The following is a 16,861-nucleotide window of genomic DNA, read 5'->3' on the forward strand; positions in this document are numbered from 1 at the left end:
TCCCTCCCCCCGCCCCAACACCACTGGGTGCTGCCCTTTGCCGCCTGCGCCTCCGATGACTGGCTGCCTGCCGTCCAAGCCATGCCGCCCGCCGCCTCGCGCCACCTGGGCAAGTTGCTGCAGGGCATGAAGCGGGTCCACACCGACAGCGGCGATGTGCGCTCGCTGTCGCCGCCGCACGAGCGGGTACTGGCCCGTGCGCTGGGCCTGCAGGCGCCCGACGGCCTGATCCCCTGGGCGGCCTGGGAACAACTGCAGGGCGGCGGCGCACCGGCGGCCCGGGCCTGGGCGTTCATCACGCCCTGCCACTGGGCCATGGGCCGCGAACACGCCACCATGACCGACCCGGCCGCGCTGGACCTGTCCGAGGCTGAGTCGCGCACGCTGCTGGCGGCCATGCAGCCCTATTTCGAGACCTACGGCATCACGCTGCACCATGCGGCGCCGACACGCTGGCTGGCCGAGGGCGAGCTGTTTCGCGACCTGCCCAGTGCCTCGCTGGACCGTGTGCTGGGCCGCAATGTGGACCCCTGGCTGCCCGGCGGCGTTCCCGGCCGCGCCATGCGGTTGCTGCAAAACGAAATGCAGATGCTGCTCTACACCCACGCGGTCAACGATGCGCGTGCGGCAGGAAGGCAGTTGGCCGTCAACTCCTTCTGGATCAGCGGCAGCGGCGCCTTGCCTGACTCCTTTCATGCCAGGGTGCCGCCCGACACCACGGTCTCACGCAGCCTGGCACAGGCCGCGTTCAGCGACGACTGGGCCGCCTATACACACGCCTGGACGGCGCTTGATGCCAGCGAAGGCGCGCGGCTGCTCGCCTTGCAGCAAGGCGGCGCGAGCGTCCGGCTGAGCCTGTGCGGCGAGCGCAACGCCCAGACCTTTGAAACCACCTCCACCGGAATTCTCTCCCGCATGAAAAGTCTTTTTGGCCAGCAGCCCTTGTCGACCCTGCTCGAGCAGCTATGAAAATAATAGTACGCGAAGCACCGCCGCGCAGCGTGTGGGCGCTGCAGCAGGCCGGCGTCCACCCCTTGCTGGCGCAGTTGTATGCCGCGCGCGGGGTGCGCACCGCCGATGAACTCGACGACGGCCTGGCGCGGCTGCTGCCACCGGCGACCATGAAAGGCACGCTGGAGGCCGCCGTGCTGCTGGCCGATGCCATCGCCGCGAACAAAAAAATCTGCGTGGTGGCCGACTACGACTGCGACGGCGCCACCGCCTGCGCGGTCGCGCTGCGCGGCCTGCGCCTGCTGGGTGCCACCCAGGTCGGCTACATCGTGCCCGACCGGGTGGTCGACGGCTACGGGCTGACCGCGTCGATTGCCGAACGCGTCAAGGCCACCGGCGCCGACCTTCTGGTGACGGTGGACAACGGCATCGCCAGCATCGACGGCGTGGCGCGCGCGCGCGGCCTGGGCATGCAGGTGCTGGTGACCGACCACCACCTGCCGGCGCTGCGGGACGGAGCCATCGTGCTGCCCGACGCCGACGTGATCGTCAACCCGAACCAGCCCGGCTGCACGTTCGAGAGCAAGGCCATGGCCGGCGTGGGTGTGATGTTTTATGTGCTGCTCGCATTGCGCGCGGAATTGCGCAAGCGCGGCGTGTTCGATGCCACCACACAACCCAAGCTCGACGCCCTGCTGCCTCTGGTGGCGCTCGGCACCGTCGCCGACGTCGTCAGACTCGATGCCAACAACCGCCGCCTGGTGGCGCAAGGCCTCAAGCGCATACGCAGCGGCGCCCTGCCAGCCGGCCTGGCTGCGCTGTTCACCGCTGCCGGCCGCGTTGCGGCGGTGGCCACCGGTTTCGACTTTGGTTTTGCCGTCGGCCCGCGCATCAACGCCGCCGGCCGGCTCAGCGACATGACCCTGGGCATCGAATGCCTGCTGACCGACGATGCGGGCCGCGCCGACGAACTCGCCAAAACCCTGGACGGCATCAACCGCGAGCGGCGCGACATCGAGGCCGGCATGCGCGAGCAGGCGCAGTACGCGGCCGACGCGATGATCGACGAGGACGAGGAGCCGCCGCCGGCGATCGCCATTTTCGACCCCGACTTCCACGAAGGCGTGGTTGGCATCGTGGCCTCGCGCATCAAGGACAAACTGCACCGCCCGACCTTTGTGTTTGCCGCCAGCCAGGCGCCGGGCAAGGAACACGAGCTCAAGGGTTCTGGCCGGTCCATCCCCGGTTTTCACCTGCGCGATGCGCTGGATCTCGTGGCCAAACGCCACCCCGGCGTGTTGCTGCGTTTCGGCGGCCATGCGATGGCGGCCGGCTGCACGATCACCGAGGAGCACTTCGAGGTGTTCGAGCAGGCGCTGCAGCAGGTGGCGCACGAGTGGCTGGACGCCGCCACCTTGCTGCGCCGCCTCGACACCGACGGCCCGCTGGCGCCCGAGTACCGGCGCGCCGACCTGGTGGACACGCTGCACAAAGAGGTCTGGGGCCAGGGTTTTGCGGCACCGACCTTCAGCGAGGAGGTCGAGGTCGTCTCGCAGCGGCTGGTCGGCGAAAAACACCTGTCGCTCAAGCTCAAGCACCAGGGCCAGCCGGTGGACGGCATCTGGTTCGGCCACACCGAGACGCTGCCGGCACGCGTCAAACTCGCCTTCCGGCTCGATGCCGACGAATGGCAGGGCATCAAACGCGTGCGTTTTCTGGTGGAGGCCGCCGAAATATGAAGGATTCTGGCCTCCAGCCCAACCAGGACGGGCGCCAGCAGCTATTGATTTGCTAGCATCTTTGGCCGGCACAGCCTGCCAGCACACTGACACCGAGCGTCCGCGCATGAGCGATCCGCTCGCCGCGTCCCCCGTCCCTGGCCCAAGTCGCGCCCACACTGGCCGGGCCGGGGCTGGGCGCGGGGCGCGGCAACGCGCACCCGGGGTTGTAGCCCTTGTCCGACGGCCGCAGGCAGGGGCAGCCTACAGCCGGCGGCCGCCGCCGCGCTCATGATCTGGAACAGAAGATGCGCTTCCCGGTGCATCCAGAAACCTCCCAGAGGAACACATGAACACCATCATTTACATCGTCGGCCTGGTCGTCATCATCGGCTTCATCCTGTCCTACTTCGGCTTTCGCTGAAATCCGCACGGGCGCAGAAAATGCTATCGAATAAATAGCTGCCTGCGTCCGTCCTTCAAGGGCTGAAGGCGAAAAAGACGTGAAGATTCAGTGCAGCAGGGTGTATTCCCCGCCGCGCGCAATGGCCCGCTGGTAGGCCGGCCGCGTGTGAATGCGCGCCAGAAAAGCCATCAGCTTCGGACGGCTGGCGTCCAGCCCGCCGCGCGCTGCCGCCGCCTCCAGTACAAAACTCAGCTGGATATCCGCGCCGCTGAACGCCTCACCGGCAAACCAGGTGCTTTTTCCCAGTTCTCCCTCCAGATAGTCCAGGTGCTGCCTGATCTGCGGCTCGATGAAGGCCGCCTTGGTCTTGGCGCTGATGGCTTTGGCAATCGGCTTGGCAAAAAACGGCATGGGGGTGCTTGCGATCTTGTCGAACACCAGTTTGAGCAGCAGCGGCGACATGGCCGAGCCCTCGGCGTAATGCAGCCAGTAGGTGTAGCGCAGCCGCGCCGGTGTTCCCGCCGCCGGCGCGAGTTTTCCGGCGCCGTAACGCTCGACGAGGTAGTCAATGATGGCGCCCGACTCGGCCAGGGTCAGCTCGCCGTCGGTGATGACCGGCGACTTGCCCAGCGGATGCACGGCGCGCAAGGCCGCCGGTGCCAGCATGGTTTGGGGGTCGCGCTCGTAACGCTGGATCTCGTAGTCCACGCCCAGTTCTTCCAGCAGCCAGAGGATGCGTTGCGAGCGGGAGTGGTTGAGGTGGTGGACAGTGATCATGGGGCAATCCGGTGAGGTTCAGGAAGTGTTGCCATGGTAGGCCATGGCGGCGCGCGCAACGCCGACAGGGCATAAAGCCTAAAATGGTTTGGTGACCCTCAAAAACATCCTCAACGCCGACCTGCACTGCCACTCCGTGGTGTCGGACGGCACCATGAGCCCCGAGGCACTGGCCGAACGGGCCAAAGCCAACGGCGTCGAACTCTGGGCGCTGACCGACCACGACGAGATCGGCGGCCAGCACCGCGCCGCGGCGGCGGCCCGGGCGCACGGCATGCATTACCTGACCGGCACCGAAATTTCGGTGACTTTTGCCGGCGAAACCGTGCACATCGTCGGCTTGGGCTTTGACCCCGACGACGCGGCCATGCAGCAGGGCCTGCGCAACACGCGCGGTGGTCGCGAACAGCGCGCCATGCAAATGTCCGACTCGCTGGCCAGGGCCGGCATCCGCGGTGCCTATGAAGGTGCGCTGAAATTTGTCGGCAACCCGGACCTGATTTCGCGCACCCACTTTGCGCGCTTCCTGGTGGAGACCGGCGTCTGCCGGGAAACCTCCGAGGTGTTTCGCAAGTACCTGACCGAGGGCAAACCCGGCTACGTGCCGCACCACTGGGCCAGCCTGCAGGACGCCGTGGCCTGGATCACCAGCGCCCAAGGCGTGGCGGTGATCGCCCACCCGGGGCGCTACAAATTCACCCCCAACGAAGAATACGCGCTGTTCACCGAATTCAAGTCCCATGGCGGGCAGGCGGTGGAAGTGGTGACCGGCAGCCACAGCACGCAGGAATATGTGAAATACGCCGAAACCGCCATGGAATTCGGCCTGGCCGCCTCGCGCGGCAGCGACTTCCACAGCCCCGACGAAAGCCACACCGACCTGGGCACGCTGCCCTTTTTGCCCGGTCACCTGACCCCCGTCTGGGAGCTTCTGGAAGACCGGATCCGGTGAGCCGCACGCCTTCGGCCCTGGCGGGCATCACACTGGTCATTGCAGCCACCAGTTTTTTTGCGACGCTGGACACCACCACCAAGTTTGTCAGTGCCAGCGTGCCGCTGTTGATGGCCCTGTGGTTCCGCTACTTTTTCCAGGCGGTCGCCACCACGGCCGTGGTGCTGCCGCTGCGCGGCCTCAGCGTGCTGCGCACCGCCCACCCGAAATTCCAGTGCCTGCGCGGCTTGCTGCTGCTGCTGAGCAGCCTGTTCGCCTTCCTGAGCCTCAAGTACATGCCGGTGGCCGAGTTCACCGCCATCGGCGCCATCGTGCCGCTGCTCATCACGCTGCTGGCCGCCACCGCGTTGGGCGAAAAAGTTTCGGCGCTGCGCTGGTCGCTGGTGCTCGGCGGTTTTGCCGGCACGCTGATCATCATTCGCCCCGGCGGCGAAGACTTCACCTGGGCCCTGCTGCTGCCGCTGGGCATGGTGGCGACCAACACCGGTTTCCAGGTGCTCACCAGCCGGCTGGCCAAAACCGAAGACCCGATCACCATGCACCTGTACACCGGCTGGGTCGGCACGCTGCTGGCCTCGCTGGCCCTGCCTTTTGTCTGGACCACCCTGCCCTCGTGGTCGCTGTGGGGCTGGCTGCTGCTGATGGGTGTGGCGGCCACCGTCGGGCATTTCATGCTGATCCTGGGCTACATGCGGGCGCCGGCCGCCACCCTGACACCCTACCTGTACGCCCAGATCGCTTTTGCGATGGTGGGCGGCTGGATCGCCTTTTCGCATGTGCCGGACGGCTGGTCCATGATCGGTATGCTGATGATCGCCCTGTGCGGCGCGCTAGGGGCCTGGCTGACGGCGCGTGAAAGCCGGGCGCTGAAAGAGTTCAGTGTGCGGCCGGCAGAGTCCTGACATCCTTGCGAAACACCCACCATGGCCCAGTATTTCGAGATTCACCCCGACAACCCGCAAGTGCGCCTGCTCAAACAGGCGGTGGCGCTGCTGACGCGCGGCGCCATCATCGCCGTGCCCACGGATTCGAGCTACGCGCTGGTGTGCCACCTCGACGACAAGACGGCGGCCGACAGCCTGCGACGCATCCGCGGGGTGGACGACAAACACCACCTGACACTGCTGTGCCGCGACCTCAGCGAGCTGGCCAACTATGCCCGCGTCGACAACAAACAGTTCAGGTTGATCAAGGCTGCCACGCCAGGGCCCTACACCTTCATCCTTGAGGCCAGCAAGGAAGTGCCGCGGCGCCTGAGCCACCCCTCGCGCAAGACCATCGGCCTGCGTGTTCCCGGGCACAAGACCCTGCAGGCGCTGCTGGAGCTGCACGGCGCGCCGCTGCTGGCCACCACGCTGATCCCGCCGGGCCAGACCGAACCACTGAACGACGCGGGCGAGATTCGCGACCAGATGGAACACGACCTGGCGGCGGTCATTGATGCCGGCGCCTGCCCCAAGGAAGCCACCACGGTGATCGACCTGACCGCCATGGGCCAGGGCGGTGACCTTGTGGTCGTGCGGCAAGGGCGCGGCGATTTGGCAGCGTTGGGCTTGTAGAGCCCCCACGGGCGCTCACTGCGTGTAGCTTCCTGCCCCCCGAGGGGGCCGCTGCACCTGCGGCCCGGCAAAGCCGGTTCCGCGGCCCCGGCTGATCTGAAGAGCTCCCCCGCGGGAGCAACGCAGTACGAAGCGACAAGCGTGGGGGGCAGGTCTGAGACAATTGGCGGATGGACTTTGCCAACCTGATTCAAACCGTCGCCATTTACGCGCTTCCCGTGCTGTTTGCCATCACCGTGCACGAGGCGGCGCACGGTTACGTGGCCCGGCACTTCGGCGACAACACGGCCTGGATGCTGGGCCGCGTGACGCTCAACCCGCTCAAACACATCGACCCAGTGGGCACCATCCTGATGCCGCTGGTGCTTTACTTCGCGACCTCGGGCGCCTTTTTGTTCGGTTATGCCAAACCGGTGCCGGTGCAGTTCGGCAAGCTGCGCAACCCCAAGCGCCACATGATCTGGGTGGCGCTGGCCGGTCCGGGCGCCAACCTGGTCCAGGCCCTGCTCTGGGGCATCGCGCTGTACCTGCTGCAGGGCGCGGGCATCAGCGAGCCCTTTTTCATCAAGATGTGCCAGGCCGGCATTCTGGTCAATGTTGTGATGCTGGTGTTCAACCTGTTCCCCTTGCCGCCGCTCGATGGCGGCCGCGTGCTGGTGGGTTTGTTGCCCTGGAAACAGGCCATGCTGGTCTCGCGCGTGGAGCCCTGGGGGTTTTTCATCGTGATGGCGCTGGTGATTGCCGGCGTGATCACCAACCTGTGGATGCGACCGCTGATGACGCTGACCTACGCCCTTCTTGAAATCGTGCTGACGCCTCTGGCGATGCTGGTGCAATGACCCTGGACAAATGATGACAAACAAGCCTTCCGACGCCGCCGCGCGCCCCGCCACTTCGCCTACGCCCCAGCGTTTTCTCACCGGCATCACCACCACCGGCACGCCGCACCTGGGCAACTACGTCGGCTCGATCCGTCCCTCCGTCGCCGCCAGCATCGGCGCCGGCGCCGAGAGCTTTTATTTCCTGGCCGACTACCATGCACTGATCAAGTGCGACGAGCCGGCGCGCATCCAGCAGTCCACGCTGGAGATCGCCGCCAGCTGGCTGGCTGCCGGGCTGGACCCGGAACGCGTGACCTTCTACCGCCAGTCCGACATTCCCGAGATTCCCGAACTGACCTGGCTGCTGACCTGCGTGACGGCCAAGGGCGTGCTCAACCGCGCCCATGCCTACAAGGCCTCGGTGGACAAAAACACCGCCGCCGGCAACGACCCCGACGCCGATGTCAGCGCGGGCCTGTTCATGTACCCGGTGCTCATGGGCGCCGACATCCTGATGTTCAAGGCCCACCAGGTGCCGGTCGGGCGCGACCAGATCCAGCACATCGAGATGGCGCGCGACATGGCGCAGCGTTTCAACCATCTCTACGGCGAACACTTTGTGCTGCCGCAGGCGCTGATCGAGGAGTCTGTTGCCTTGCTGCCCGGCCTGGACGGCCGCAAGATGAGCAAGAGCTACGACAACACCATTCCGCTGTTCACGCCGCGTGAGCAGTTGAAAAAACTCATCGCCGGCATCGTCACCGACTCGCGCGCACCGGGCGAACCCAAGGAGACCGAAGGCTCGGCCCTGTTCCAGATCTACCAGGCGTTTGCCAGCGAGACCGAAACCGCCGCGCTGCGCCAGGCCTACCGCGAAGGGATTGCCTGGGGCGACGCCAAGCAGCGCCTGTTCGAACGGATTGACCAGGAAGTGGCGCCCATGCGTGCCCAGTACCAGGCCCTGATGAAAGACCCCGCCAGGATAGAAGCCATCCTGCAGGCCGGCGCCGACAAGGCACGCAAGCTCGCGGCCCCCTTCCTGCGGGAACTGCGCCACGCGGTGGGCCTGCGCAACCTCGGCGCCCAGACGAACGCCGTCACCACAGCGAAGGCCGCCAAGGCCTCCCTGCCGGTCTTCAAGCAATACCGGGAGGCCGATGGCAAGTTCCATTTCAAGCTGGTCGACCCCCAGGGCCAGCTGTTGCTGCAAAGCTACGGCTTCGATGCCCCCAAGGAGGCCGCGCAGGCGATTGGTCTGCTGCAAACCCAGGGCGCCAGCGCACTCGACGGTCTACGGGAAAAACTGCAGCCTCTCCCCGGCATCACTGCGGCAACACTGAATTCGGCTTTGCAGCAACTGGTCGAAGCGCGGTCCTGAAGGTCGGGAAGGTCGGGGAGAAGCCGTCAAAACACTTGCGGGCACAGGAGCGCGACATCGATAAGTAATAAGAAAGGTTCAGTTTTCAGCTCCAAGCTGTGGATTAATTCCGGACTTAAAATCTATCGCTTACTCGCCAACTTGACAGTCCGCAGGTATGCTTACTTTTTGATCCAAATACCGACAATCTTTCACAACCTTACCGCCAGGCCCCATGCGTATTTTTGTCATCGATGACCACCCTCTCATGCGGGAAGCCGTGGTGATGCTTATTCGCCGCCTGCATGCAAAAGCGATCGTCATCGAGCTCGACAGGCTGGCGGCCATTGGCCCGGCCGTGGAACAGCATGGCATCCCGGACATCATCTGCCTCGACCTCAAGCTGCCGGACACCCATGGCGTATCGGGCGTGCGGGAGCTGCGCCAGCAGTTTCCCGAGGTGCCTATCGTGGTGTTGTCAGCTGCCCCCGCACAGGACTACCAGGATCTCTCGCTGGAAGCCGGCGCCGATGTGTATATTGAAAAATCCGTCGGCGCGACCGAGATCGCCAAGGTCCTGAAAACCTTTCTGGACGACAGCGCCGATCCGGAGGCCAGCACGGAACCCGAGAAGCTGTCCAAACGCCAGAAGCAATTGCTGGTGATGCTGGACAAAGGCATGAGCAACCGCGACATTGCCGCCGAATTGCAGATCAGCGAACACACCGTGAAAGTGCATCTGTGGCGCCTGTTTCGCAGGCTCAATGTCAAAAGCCGTTCACAGGCCAGCCACCTGGCCCGTACCCAAGGCCTGCTCTAGGAGCCTGTCGGGCTTGGGGCGTCGAAAGCGAAAATCGGCCCCAGCGAGGACAGTTTTTGCCGGATTTGCAGGCCCATAGCCCAGCTATGGGACAAAAAGACGGTGAAAAATGGACCGCTGCGGTCGATTTGCAGCCGACGATTCCCAAGTCCGACAGGCTTCTCGCCTCTTCAGTGGTGGCTGTATGGTCGCCCGCGGGCGAGCTCCCCGTCGTCAAAGGCCTCCATGTCCAGCCGGAACACCGTCCCCTGCCCGGGCTTTGACTGCATGCTCAGGCGATGGTTCAGCGCCTCACACAGCCGCCTGACGATGGCCAGACCCAGCCCGAAGCCTTCCTCGGTGCCGTTGTGCCTGGCCACGCGGTAAAACTCCTGAAAAATCGCCTGCTGGTGCTCCGGCGCAATGCCGACGCCGGTGTCCCACACCTCCATCCGCCAGCCGTCCTCGCCCGGACGGACCGCCAGCAACACGCCGCCCCGTTCGGTATGGCGGATCGCATTGGACAGCAGGTTGCCGAGCAGCCGCTTGAGCAACACCGGGTCGGAGCGCACCGCCCCCGCAAGCACATGGGTGCGCAGGTCCAACCCCTTCTCCTTCGCCAACGGGGCGTACTGCAACTCCAGCTCCCCGACCAGCGACGGCAAGTCCACCCGCTGCCAGTTCACTTCCACCACGCTGGCATCGAGCCTGGCCAGATCAAACAGCGAATTAAACAGCTCATTGACGGCCTGCGTGGACTGCACAATTTTCGGCGTGATCTGCAGCACCAGTTCCGGCTCGGCGCGCAACCAGTCGGCATACAGGCTGAGCGCGTGCACAGGCTGGCGCAAATCATGGGCCGCACTGGCAATAAACCGGTTCTTGGCTTCGACCGCCTCCAGCGCCACGCGTGTCTTTTCGGTCAGTGAGGCGATCAGTTGCGCGTTGGCAAACTGCAGCTCCAGGTTGGAGCGCTGCACGCGGTTCAGGCGTAGCCCGGCCATGCGGACCGCCGACCAGTAAATCAGCATCAGCAACACCAGCGCATAAGTCGTGACGGTGCCGGGGAAAGGCCGTTCTATCGCCACGCTCCAGGCCATCGCAGCCAGGATGGTGTAAGCCATTCCGTTGATGTACCCGAGAAAGCAGCGCAGGCACGCGGCAAATGCACCCACCGCAAAACCCGCCATGCCCACCAGCACGATCAGGCAGATGAACTGGTCGAAAACCGGCGCCTTGCGAAAGTACAGAAACATCGACGAGCCCCAGACCACGGCCCCCAGGGTCCAGGTCCAGCCATACCGTGCAATGAAGGCCCGCTGCTGGACGATGCCGGAACCGGCATAGTCCCGCTGGTAGATCCGGACCACCCGGTAACGCGTCACCATGAGAAGCACGGCAGCCAGCGTCCAGCTAAACAACGCGAAATGGTTGACGTTGTTGTAGAGGACCAGCACGATGACGGGAATCACCAGCGCGGCTGAATTGAGCGCCGGCCGCGCATTGCGCATGAAGTTGCGCGTCAGCTTGGCCTCCACCCAGTCATCACGCGCGGCGATGTCTGCCACGACATGACGGCTGTCAGCGGGTAAAGGCAGGGCGGCTGAATCCATGGCTGCAGTTTACTGTTCGTTGAGTCCTGCACGGTGCACAGTAGCTTGCCGTTCTGGGCAATATGTCTATGGCTTCACTTTTTGACCGATTAGTAAATTCGGGCATGACGGCTGCAAATGCGCCGAAAGGCCCAAGAAACAGACCAACGGCGGCGCTGCATGAAAGTGCGTTCGGCCTCTGCTGGAGCCACATCGCTCCGTCGTGAGCCAGACCAGACTCCTTGACGGGGCTTACTCAGCGTGGTCCTAATTTCGAGAGTGTGGCGACTGTCTTTTGTACAGCCACTCCGGGTCGATAGTCACCGTGTCTCAAGGAAAAATTCTTAATGCGTTCGGCAGAAATTTCACCGCCCAGAAGTTGATCAACTTTTTCAGCGACTACAGTTTTAATCTTGTTCCGTATGGTCGCCAGAGCCAACCCCTGTTTACTCAACCGATAGGCCAGGACGGCCTGCTCCATATGCTCAGGAAGCAGCAGTATCCGCTTACCAGCCTGCAGTGCCATGCTTGTCAGGCCCATGCCTCCGTTCCCCACAATGGCTGCGCTATCTCGTATGAGTGGATCCAGCTGCACCGGGTGCTCGACAACTTTGATGCCCCATCCGCGTGCGGCTTCACAGGCCCTGGGTACGCCTGAAGGTGAAATCACCAGCACGTTTGCCCCCTGAAGTTTGAGAGCCTGCCAGGTCAGGTCATACCGTTTATCTCGCAAGTTGAGGTAACACAGTACTTTCGGTCCGTCTCCATCTGGCCAGCTCAACAGCGCTCCCCCCGGCGATTCTGACCAAATCGGTCCGAAGTAGACATCAGCAGCGTCGCGAACTCCGGCCGGTCGATCGAAATGATCAAATTCTGACCACGCGCACAAAGCTATGCTGTCAGAACTAAAAAGCTCAGTCATTGACTTTGGGGCATTTTTGCGGAGACGCGCCGGTATGGTTTTTGCCAGTTCGTCCAGCGCTCTCTCCAGACGAAGTTCAAGCTCCTCGGCCCTCGCTGCAGAGTTTTCAACCCATGGCATAAAGCAGGGTCGCGGCGCCTGCTCTGGTGGGATTTCAAATCCATGTCCGATCACCACGGTCGGAATACCTGCGCTGCGGGCTGCATACAGCGCCACAGGTGAGGCATCCACGAGCACCGCTGTGGGTTTGATGTCGTCAAACAGGGCGTACCAGCGATCCAGCACAGATCGAACTTGGTCTACTCTTTCAAAGCCCAAACGGAGCAGTATCTCAGCGTGGTTGAGGGGCCCGGATACCTCTGCTGCCACTTTTGGTGCAATTCGAGGCAGCTTGATGCAGCTGAAGTCCGCAGGAGCCAGAAATCGCTGTGCAGAGACTTCGTCAGCAATTGCAAAAATCACTTTCCATTGCGCATCTCGTAAGGCAATTGCAATCGGGAGCAATCTGGAAAGATGCCTTCGCCGCCAAGTTCGGTCACCACGTCAGCCGAGTTGTCGACTTCGTACAGGTCGTCGCCTTCTCCGCCCAGCATGGTGTCTGCGCCCAAACCTCCAAGCAGGCGGTCGTCGCCGGCCAGGCCGAACAGGGTGTTGACGCCGGCGTTGCCGGTGAGTTTGTTGGCGCCTTCGTTACCGGTGGCGTCAATGTTGGCCGTGCCTGTGAGTTGCAGGTCCTCAAGGTTGTCGCCCAGGGTGTAGCTGATGGATGCGAGCACTCGGTCTGTGCCGTGGTCTTGTTCTTCAGACACTTGGTCGCCGGCGTTGTCGACGTAGTAGCTGTCGTTGCCCAAGCCGCCGTGCATCACGTCCGCACCGGCGCGGCCGTTCAGGGTGTTGTTGGCGCTGTTGCCAGTCAACACGTTGTTCAGGCTGTTGCCGGTTCCGTTGATGGCGTCTATCCGGCTTGTGGTCGACCACGGTCCAACCGTCTGCGATGAATTGATCAGCCTGGACAGTGGTGAATTTGCTTGAGCGGTTGTTGCCGAATGCAAGCGCTCTCTTTAAGCCGTCCTCTGTTGAAACAGGAAAAAGGTCCAGCAGTGCTTCAGCCGCCACCTGTACATTGGCGTACTTGAGATATGTTTGAATTTCATCTGCCACGACTATCTCTCCGTTTTGGGTTTAAGGGTCTTTTCCACAAAATTTCGATCGATAGGATCAAAAATAGCGCGTCCATCAGGTGTTTTCCGCGGAGTGGGACAGGCGGTATTTCGGGCATACGCCCACGGAGAGCGTCCCCCCGATGTATCCCCCATTCCCATGTCAAACATGCATCCAATACGCTTTCCAAGCACTTCCTTACTGCCGATATCCAAAACAGTTATCGAGCCGCAAGCAATCCAGTTGTCCCTGTCAGTTTTTGTGGATTCGTCTTGCCAATCCACGACATACTTTGCGCCTTGCGGGGAACTAACGTCACTGTTCAGCAGCAATTTATTGCGACCATCTTTATTTACGTTTTTGGCCGTGTATTGAGTGATATTTGTTGATGCTGGATCAACGACTTCTACAAAAAGGTATGCGCCTTTTGTCGTTTTGTCCGTGAGCCAATGTGCATCCACTCTCCCCGCAAGAAACGACCGGATGTATCCATCACCACCCGAATTTTCTTGTCCATATGGATCATCCATGACGTATTGCTCAGAGAAGTTGATCTTGTCGGGCCTGATCTTCACCAACAGCACTCCCTCCACGTTATCCACCGTCTTGTAGATCTTCTCCCCCGCCGTCTTGCATCGCTCCTCGAACAAGGCTCGTGCCTTGGCCAACTTGCTGCGGTACTCAACCGTCCGGTAAATCTCCGGCGCAATTGGCGCAATAAATACGGCAAGCACCAGCGCTGCATATGTGAGCTTACGCACCCAGGTCTTGCCCATCCAAAGCGCAACGCCAATGCCCGCCAACGCGAGCAACAAATACAGATTGCCCGCTGCAGCAAACAAGACATCAAAACCAGTCATCTTTAACATCTTCAATTCCTCTTCATTTGTATGTCATGGGCAACAGGTAAGCTCGACGCAGCCTTCGTGCCACTCGCAAATCCAGAATTCAGCTCATCGCTCCCTCCCCGCCTCAGCCGACACCCTCTGCACCGGGCTCAGCAAATACTCCATGATGGTTCTGCGGCCCTGGTGAATTTCTGCGGCCACCTGCATGCCGGCCTCCAGACCCTTGCGCTGGCTGGCGTCGCCGTTGAGGGACTCCAGGTACTGCGTGTCGAGCTTGACCAGCGCCTTGTAGCCCTGCGGAGCTGACTGGCCGGGGTTGTTGTTATTGCTGGCTTGGGAGTCAGGCGCCAGGGTCTGGATGCTGCCTTCGAGCAGACCGTACTTCTGGAACGGATAAGCAGCGATCTTGACGCGCACGTGCTGGCCGCCGCCAATGACAAAGATTTCGTCCACCTGAAGGGTCTTGGGCAATGCGTGCGTCACAAACAACATGCTGACCTTGCCGCGCAAGGCGTTGACGGTGGTGGCAAAGGCATTGGCGGTTTCCATCAGACTCGCACACATGATAGGTCATGCACAACAAAGAAGCCCGCCGTTTCCAAGCGCTTATTGGGTTGTTGGGTGAGATGTGGGCTTAAATGAAAAACGGGGCGCGAGGCCCCGTATTCATTGACTATCTGGGAGGGTGTCGTTCCTATCATCTTCGCTAACCTGCATGGATGTTAGGTTTTGTTAGGTTCAAAGCGTCAAGTACCCCCAAAAATACCCCCACCCATCATTGCCGGTCAGTTTCACGATTCGGATTAAAGTCCGCTCTGAACTCTCAGGGCACAAAGGTCATGCAATTCCAATCAACAGCCATAGCGACGGCCACGGCCACCCTCAAGGAACTATTCACCGAGGCCGAGAAACTCGTTGAAGAGGTAGGTCAGTATGAGCAAGACTGGGCCCATTGGTCGGCGACCAGCGAAGATCACGCGATACCACCGGATTGGTTGATTGAGAAAGGTGAAGAAGTACGTCCGCCCTTCCAATACGTATTGGAGTCGTTGTATCTTTGCACCGTCTATATGCTTGATGCTTCGGGATTGCATGAATATCTGAGGCAGTTCTACACGAGGTTTGGTAGGACCTTCAATGCTCAGAAAGCGGCCTCTTCATTCGACATCGAGCCTTTCTTTGAATTCACGCCGCACAACAAGTTTCTTCAAGACCTGCGCCAGTTCCTCACCCCACTGAACATTTTTCAGGACTCTTCGCGCTACTTGCGTCTGTCAGGCGTAATCTATTTGGAGAACGTACTGCGTAACACTGCGACGATCGTGCAAAAGTCAGGCAGGACGCCGCAATCCGAGCCAGAGGTCTATAAGGCGGTTCGATCCGTGCTTGAGGCGATATTTCCCTCGGCACGGTCTCCTAAATCCAACTTCCTCAAGAGCGCTCAGGAGTACAAGCCAGACGTGTTGATCCCAGAACTTTTCGCTGCCATCGAGTACAAGTTCGCCGATACCGAACAGAAGCTGAAGACAACCATCGGGCAGATTGCGGACGATGTAAAAGGATACACAGGAGATTTGGACTACCACCTTTTTTACGCCGTCTTCTATACGAAGAAGGACTTTTGGGGGCCGGCAAAATTTGACCTAGCTTGGAAGGAAAAGGACTTCCCTTCTAATTGGCGCGCATTTTATATTGTCGGGACGTAGGGGACATCTTGGTTCACTTGGATGAGCCTTTTGCAGCTTCAATGTCTTAAGCCTTTGCCACCGGCAGGTCAGCCCAAGAAGTTGTGTACTGCGGTGTCAGCAGGTTCTGCGTCATCTCGAAACCTCGCTTTGGCCCACTAACAGCCGCGCCGCAAACTGAGCAAACTCAACTTCTCGACGCGATTCGCAGTTCAGTAGTTCTTTCATCAGCCGACCATAAGTTTGCTGCCTCATGCCTTTAGGTCGCTGCCAATGCTTCCCAAGGCGCGATTCAATCTTGGCCTGTTTGCGCCAAAGTCGGTCCAACAAATCGCAGGACTGACCTGCATAGGCCACCTGCTGGCAATGCCTGCAGGCAAAGCGCCCGGCGCGCATGTACAGCACCCCCGCGCGTCGCTGGCAGACAGGGCAGACAAACCAGGGCCGGGACTTGCCGTAATTGCAGGCTGTGTGTGCCAGCCGGATAGTTTGGCTCCCATCGCGCCGCTGGTCGTCGCTGCCCACCATGTATTGCAGGGCCAGCGAGTCAGCCCCATGCACCACAACCCCGATGCTTCCCGTAGGTTCATCGCCCCGGTGCCAGCGCCAGGTGAACGACTGCCCAGCGCGCAAATACCCGCCGCGATGCCATCGGCCAATCTCTACCCGTTGCAGTTGTTCTGCCTTCACCTTGTAGCTGGGCCTGCCAGCGCCGAACCTCATTCCACCAGCGCCCATCAATAAGCTCCGCCGTACTTTTTCACCGCTAGATTGTGAGCTGCGGCCATGCGCAACGCAACGAATAGGCCCTGCTCCTGTGTTGCCCTAAACGATGAAAGCGTCGCCTGAGCCTCCAAGCGCAGATTGATTGGCAATTCTTCACTGCTCACCAATCGGCACATATAGGTTTCAAAGTCTTCATCCGCCTCAGGCGCTGGAAACTGCAGTCGCTCCATGCCCTGAGCAAGCAATGTCGCGATTCTTTCTTTGCCGTAAAGGCGAAAAATCAAAGTGCCGGTTAAAACCTGCTTAATCAGAAAGAAAGTTCCAATCACCCATAGGGCCAGCAGACACCACCAAAAACTGGCTGTGTCGCCGTCGCTAAGTTTCATGTAGGCCCACGCTAGGCCAATATCTGGAAGCAAACCGATGGCCCAAATCTTCCAAAAGTCACTCTGTTGCATATGCCCCCTCCTTAGTTGTGTTGCTCATTCTGCGGTTCACAGAAAACGAAATCAATTGGCCAACTCTCCTTTTTTCAATCAAGGCAACGGCCATCAGCCGCCACAAGTCACCCGCCCGAACCTTCCCGC

At 61.3% G+C, this 16,861-nt stretch carries 18 protein-coding genes; 9 read left to right on the plus strand and 9 right to left on the minus strand.

The window, feature by feature from the left end:
* Together B7G53_RS16050 and recJ are read left to right on the plus strand one after the other, a co-directional pair.
* A partial coding sequence (locus B7G53_RS16050; protein ID WP_369680286.1) for a hypothetical protein occupies window positions 1-969 on the plus strand: 969 nt, incomplete at its 5' end.
* The gene (gene recJ / locus B7G53_RS16055) at window positions 966-2,690 is read left to right on the plus strand and encodes a single-stranded-DNA-specific exonuclease RecJ (RefSeq protein WP_096669494.1); all 1,725 of its coding nucleotides are present in this window, start codon (window positions 966-968) and stop codon (window positions 2,688-2,690) included. The genes B7G53_RS16050 and recJ, both read left to right, overlap by 4 nt.
* Window positions 2,691-3,180: 490 nt before the next feature.
* On the opposite strand, the gene B7G53_RS16060 is transcribed toward recJ, so the two are convergent.
* Window positions 3,181-3,852, minus strand: a complete 672-nt coding sequence (locus B7G53_RS16060; RefSeq protein WP_096669496.1) for a glutathione S-transferase family protein — start codon at window positions 3,850-3,852, stop codon at window positions 3,181-3,183.
* 154 nt (window positions 3,853-4,006) lie between these two features.
* Here B7G53_RS16060 and B7G53_RS16065 point away from each other — a divergent pair, with 154 nt between their 5' ends.
* From B7G53_RS16065 to B7G53_RS16090, 6 genes are all read left to right on the plus strand, one after another.
* Window positions 4,007-4,804, plus strand: coding sequence for a PHP domain-containing protein (locus B7G53_RS16065; protein WP_255250046.1), 798 nt, complete (start codon window positions 4,007-4,009; stop codon window positions 4,802-4,804).
* Entirely contained in the window at window positions 4,801-5,706 is a 906-nt protein-coding gene (locus tag B7G53_RS16070) for a DMT family transporter (RefSeq protein WP_255250040.1), read from the plus strand. The genes B7G53_RS16065 and B7G53_RS16070 overlap by 4 nt, the downstream gene beginning before the upstream one ends.
* 21 nt (window positions 5,707-5,727) lie before the next feature.
* A complete protein-coding gene (locus B7G53_RS16075) occupies window positions 5,728-6,363 on the plus strand; it encodes an L-threonylcarbamoyladenylate synthase (RefSeq protein WP_096669500.1) in 636 nt (211 codons plus the stop codon).
* 170 nt (window positions 6,364-6,533) lie between these two features.
* On the plus strand, window positions 6,534-7,202 hold the full coding sequence (locus B7G53_RS16080; RefSeq protein ID WP_096669502.1) for a site-2 protease family protein: 669 nt from the start codon (window positions 6,534-6,536) through the stop codon (window positions 7,200-7,202).
* Between the two features lie 10 nt (window positions 7,203-7,212).
* A complete protein-coding gene (locus B7G53_RS16085; protein WP_096669504.1) occupies window positions 7,213-8,562 on the plus strand; it encodes a tryptophan--tRNA ligase in 1,350 nt (449 codons plus the stop codon).
* A 214-nt stretch (window positions 8,563-8,776) separates the two neighbouring features.
* On the plus strand, window positions 8,777-9,361 hold the full coding sequence (locus B7G53_RS16090; RefSeq protein WP_096669506.1) for a LuxR C-terminal-related transcriptional regulator: 585 nt from the start codon (window positions 8,777-8,779) through the stop codon (window positions 9,359-9,361).
* Window positions 9,362-9,531: 170 nt separating this feature from the next.
* Here the strand turns inward: B7G53_RS16090 and B7G53_RS16095 are convergent, their stop codons facing one another.
* The 5 genes from B7G53_RS16095 to B7G53_RS16115 form a co-directional block, all read right to left on the minus strand.
* Window positions 9,532-10,953, minus strand: a complete 1,422-nt coding sequence (locus B7G53_RS16095; protein WP_096669508.1) for a sensor histidine kinase — start codon at window positions 10,951-10,953, stop codon at window positions 9,532-9,534.
* A 235-nt stretch (window positions 10,954-11,188) separates the two neighbouring features.
* On the minus strand, window positions 11,189-12,358 hold the full coding sequence (locus B7G53_RS22555; protein ID WP_141396360.1) for a glycosyltransferase family 1 protein: 1,170 nt from the start codon (window positions 12,356-12,358) through the stop codon (window positions 11,189-11,191).
* Window positions 12,313-12,906 carry a calcium-binding protein gene (locus tag B7G53_RS22560; protein WP_255250041.1) on the minus strand — a complete coding sequence of 198 codons (594 nt, stop codon included), beginning with the start codon at window positions 12,904-12,906 and terminating at the stop codon, window positions 12,313-12,315. The genes B7G53_RS22555 and B7G53_RS22560 overlap by 46 nt, the downstream gene beginning before the upstream one ends.
* Window positions 12,907-13,017: 111 nt before the next feature.
* A complete protein-coding gene (locus B7G53_RS16110) occupies window positions 13,018-13,884 on the minus strand; it encodes a hypothetical protein (protein ID WP_096669514.1) in 867 nt (288 codons plus the stop codon).
* An 84-nt stretch (window positions 13,885-13,968) separates the two neighbouring features.
* Window positions 13,969-14,427: a hypothetical protein gene (locus tag B7G53_RS16115; protein WP_096669516.1), complete on the minus strand. Its 459-nt coding sequence runs from the start codon at window positions 14,425-14,427 to the stop codon at window positions 13,969-13,971.
* A 275-nt stretch (window positions 14,428-14,702) separates the two neighbouring features.
* Here B7G53_RS16115 and B7G53_RS16120 point away from each other — a divergent pair, with 275 nt between their 5' ends.
* The gene (locus tag B7G53_RS16120) at window positions 14,703-15,569 is read left to right on the plus strand and encodes a hypothetical protein (RefSeq protein ID WP_096669518.1); all 867 of its coding nucleotides are present in this window, start codon (window positions 14,703-14,705) and stop codon (window positions 15,567-15,569) included.
* 46 nt (window positions 15,570-15,615) lie between these two features.
* Here the strand turns inward: B7G53_RS16120 and B7G53_RS23390 are convergent, their stop codons facing one another.
* The 3 genes from B7G53_RS23390 to B7G53_RS16135 are packed head-to-tail and all read right to left on the minus strand — an operon-like array spanning window position 15,616 to window position 16,732.
* Window positions 15,616-15,684 carry a DUF4113 domain-containing protein gene (locus tag B7G53_RS23390; protein WP_096669621.1) on the minus strand — a complete coding sequence of 23 codons (69 nt, stop codon included), beginning with the start codon at window positions 15,682-15,684 and terminating at the stop codon, window positions 15,616-15,618.
* Window positions 15,681-16,286 carry a hypothetical protein gene (locus B7G53_RS16130; RefSeq protein WP_096669520.1) on the minus strand — a complete coding sequence of 202 codons (606 nt, stop codon included), beginning with the start codon at window positions 16,284-16,286 and terminating at the stop codon, window positions 15,681-15,683. Before B7G53_RS16130 ends, B7G53_RS23390 begins: the two co-directional genes overlap by 4 nt.
* A complete protein-coding gene (locus tag B7G53_RS16135; RefSeq protein WP_096669523.1) occupies window positions 16,286-16,732 on the minus strand; it encodes a hypothetical protein in 447 nt (148 codons plus the stop codon). The genes B7G53_RS16130 and B7G53_RS16135 overlap by 1 nt, the downstream gene beginning before the upstream one ends.
* Window positions 16,733-16,861 lie beyond the last annotated feature (129 nt).

Origin of the sequence: Polaromonas sp. AET17H-212, assembly GCF_002379085.1 — a bacterium.
Lineage (GTDB): Bacteria > Pseudomonadota > Gammaproteobacteria > Burkholderiales > Burkholderiaceae_C > Polaromonas.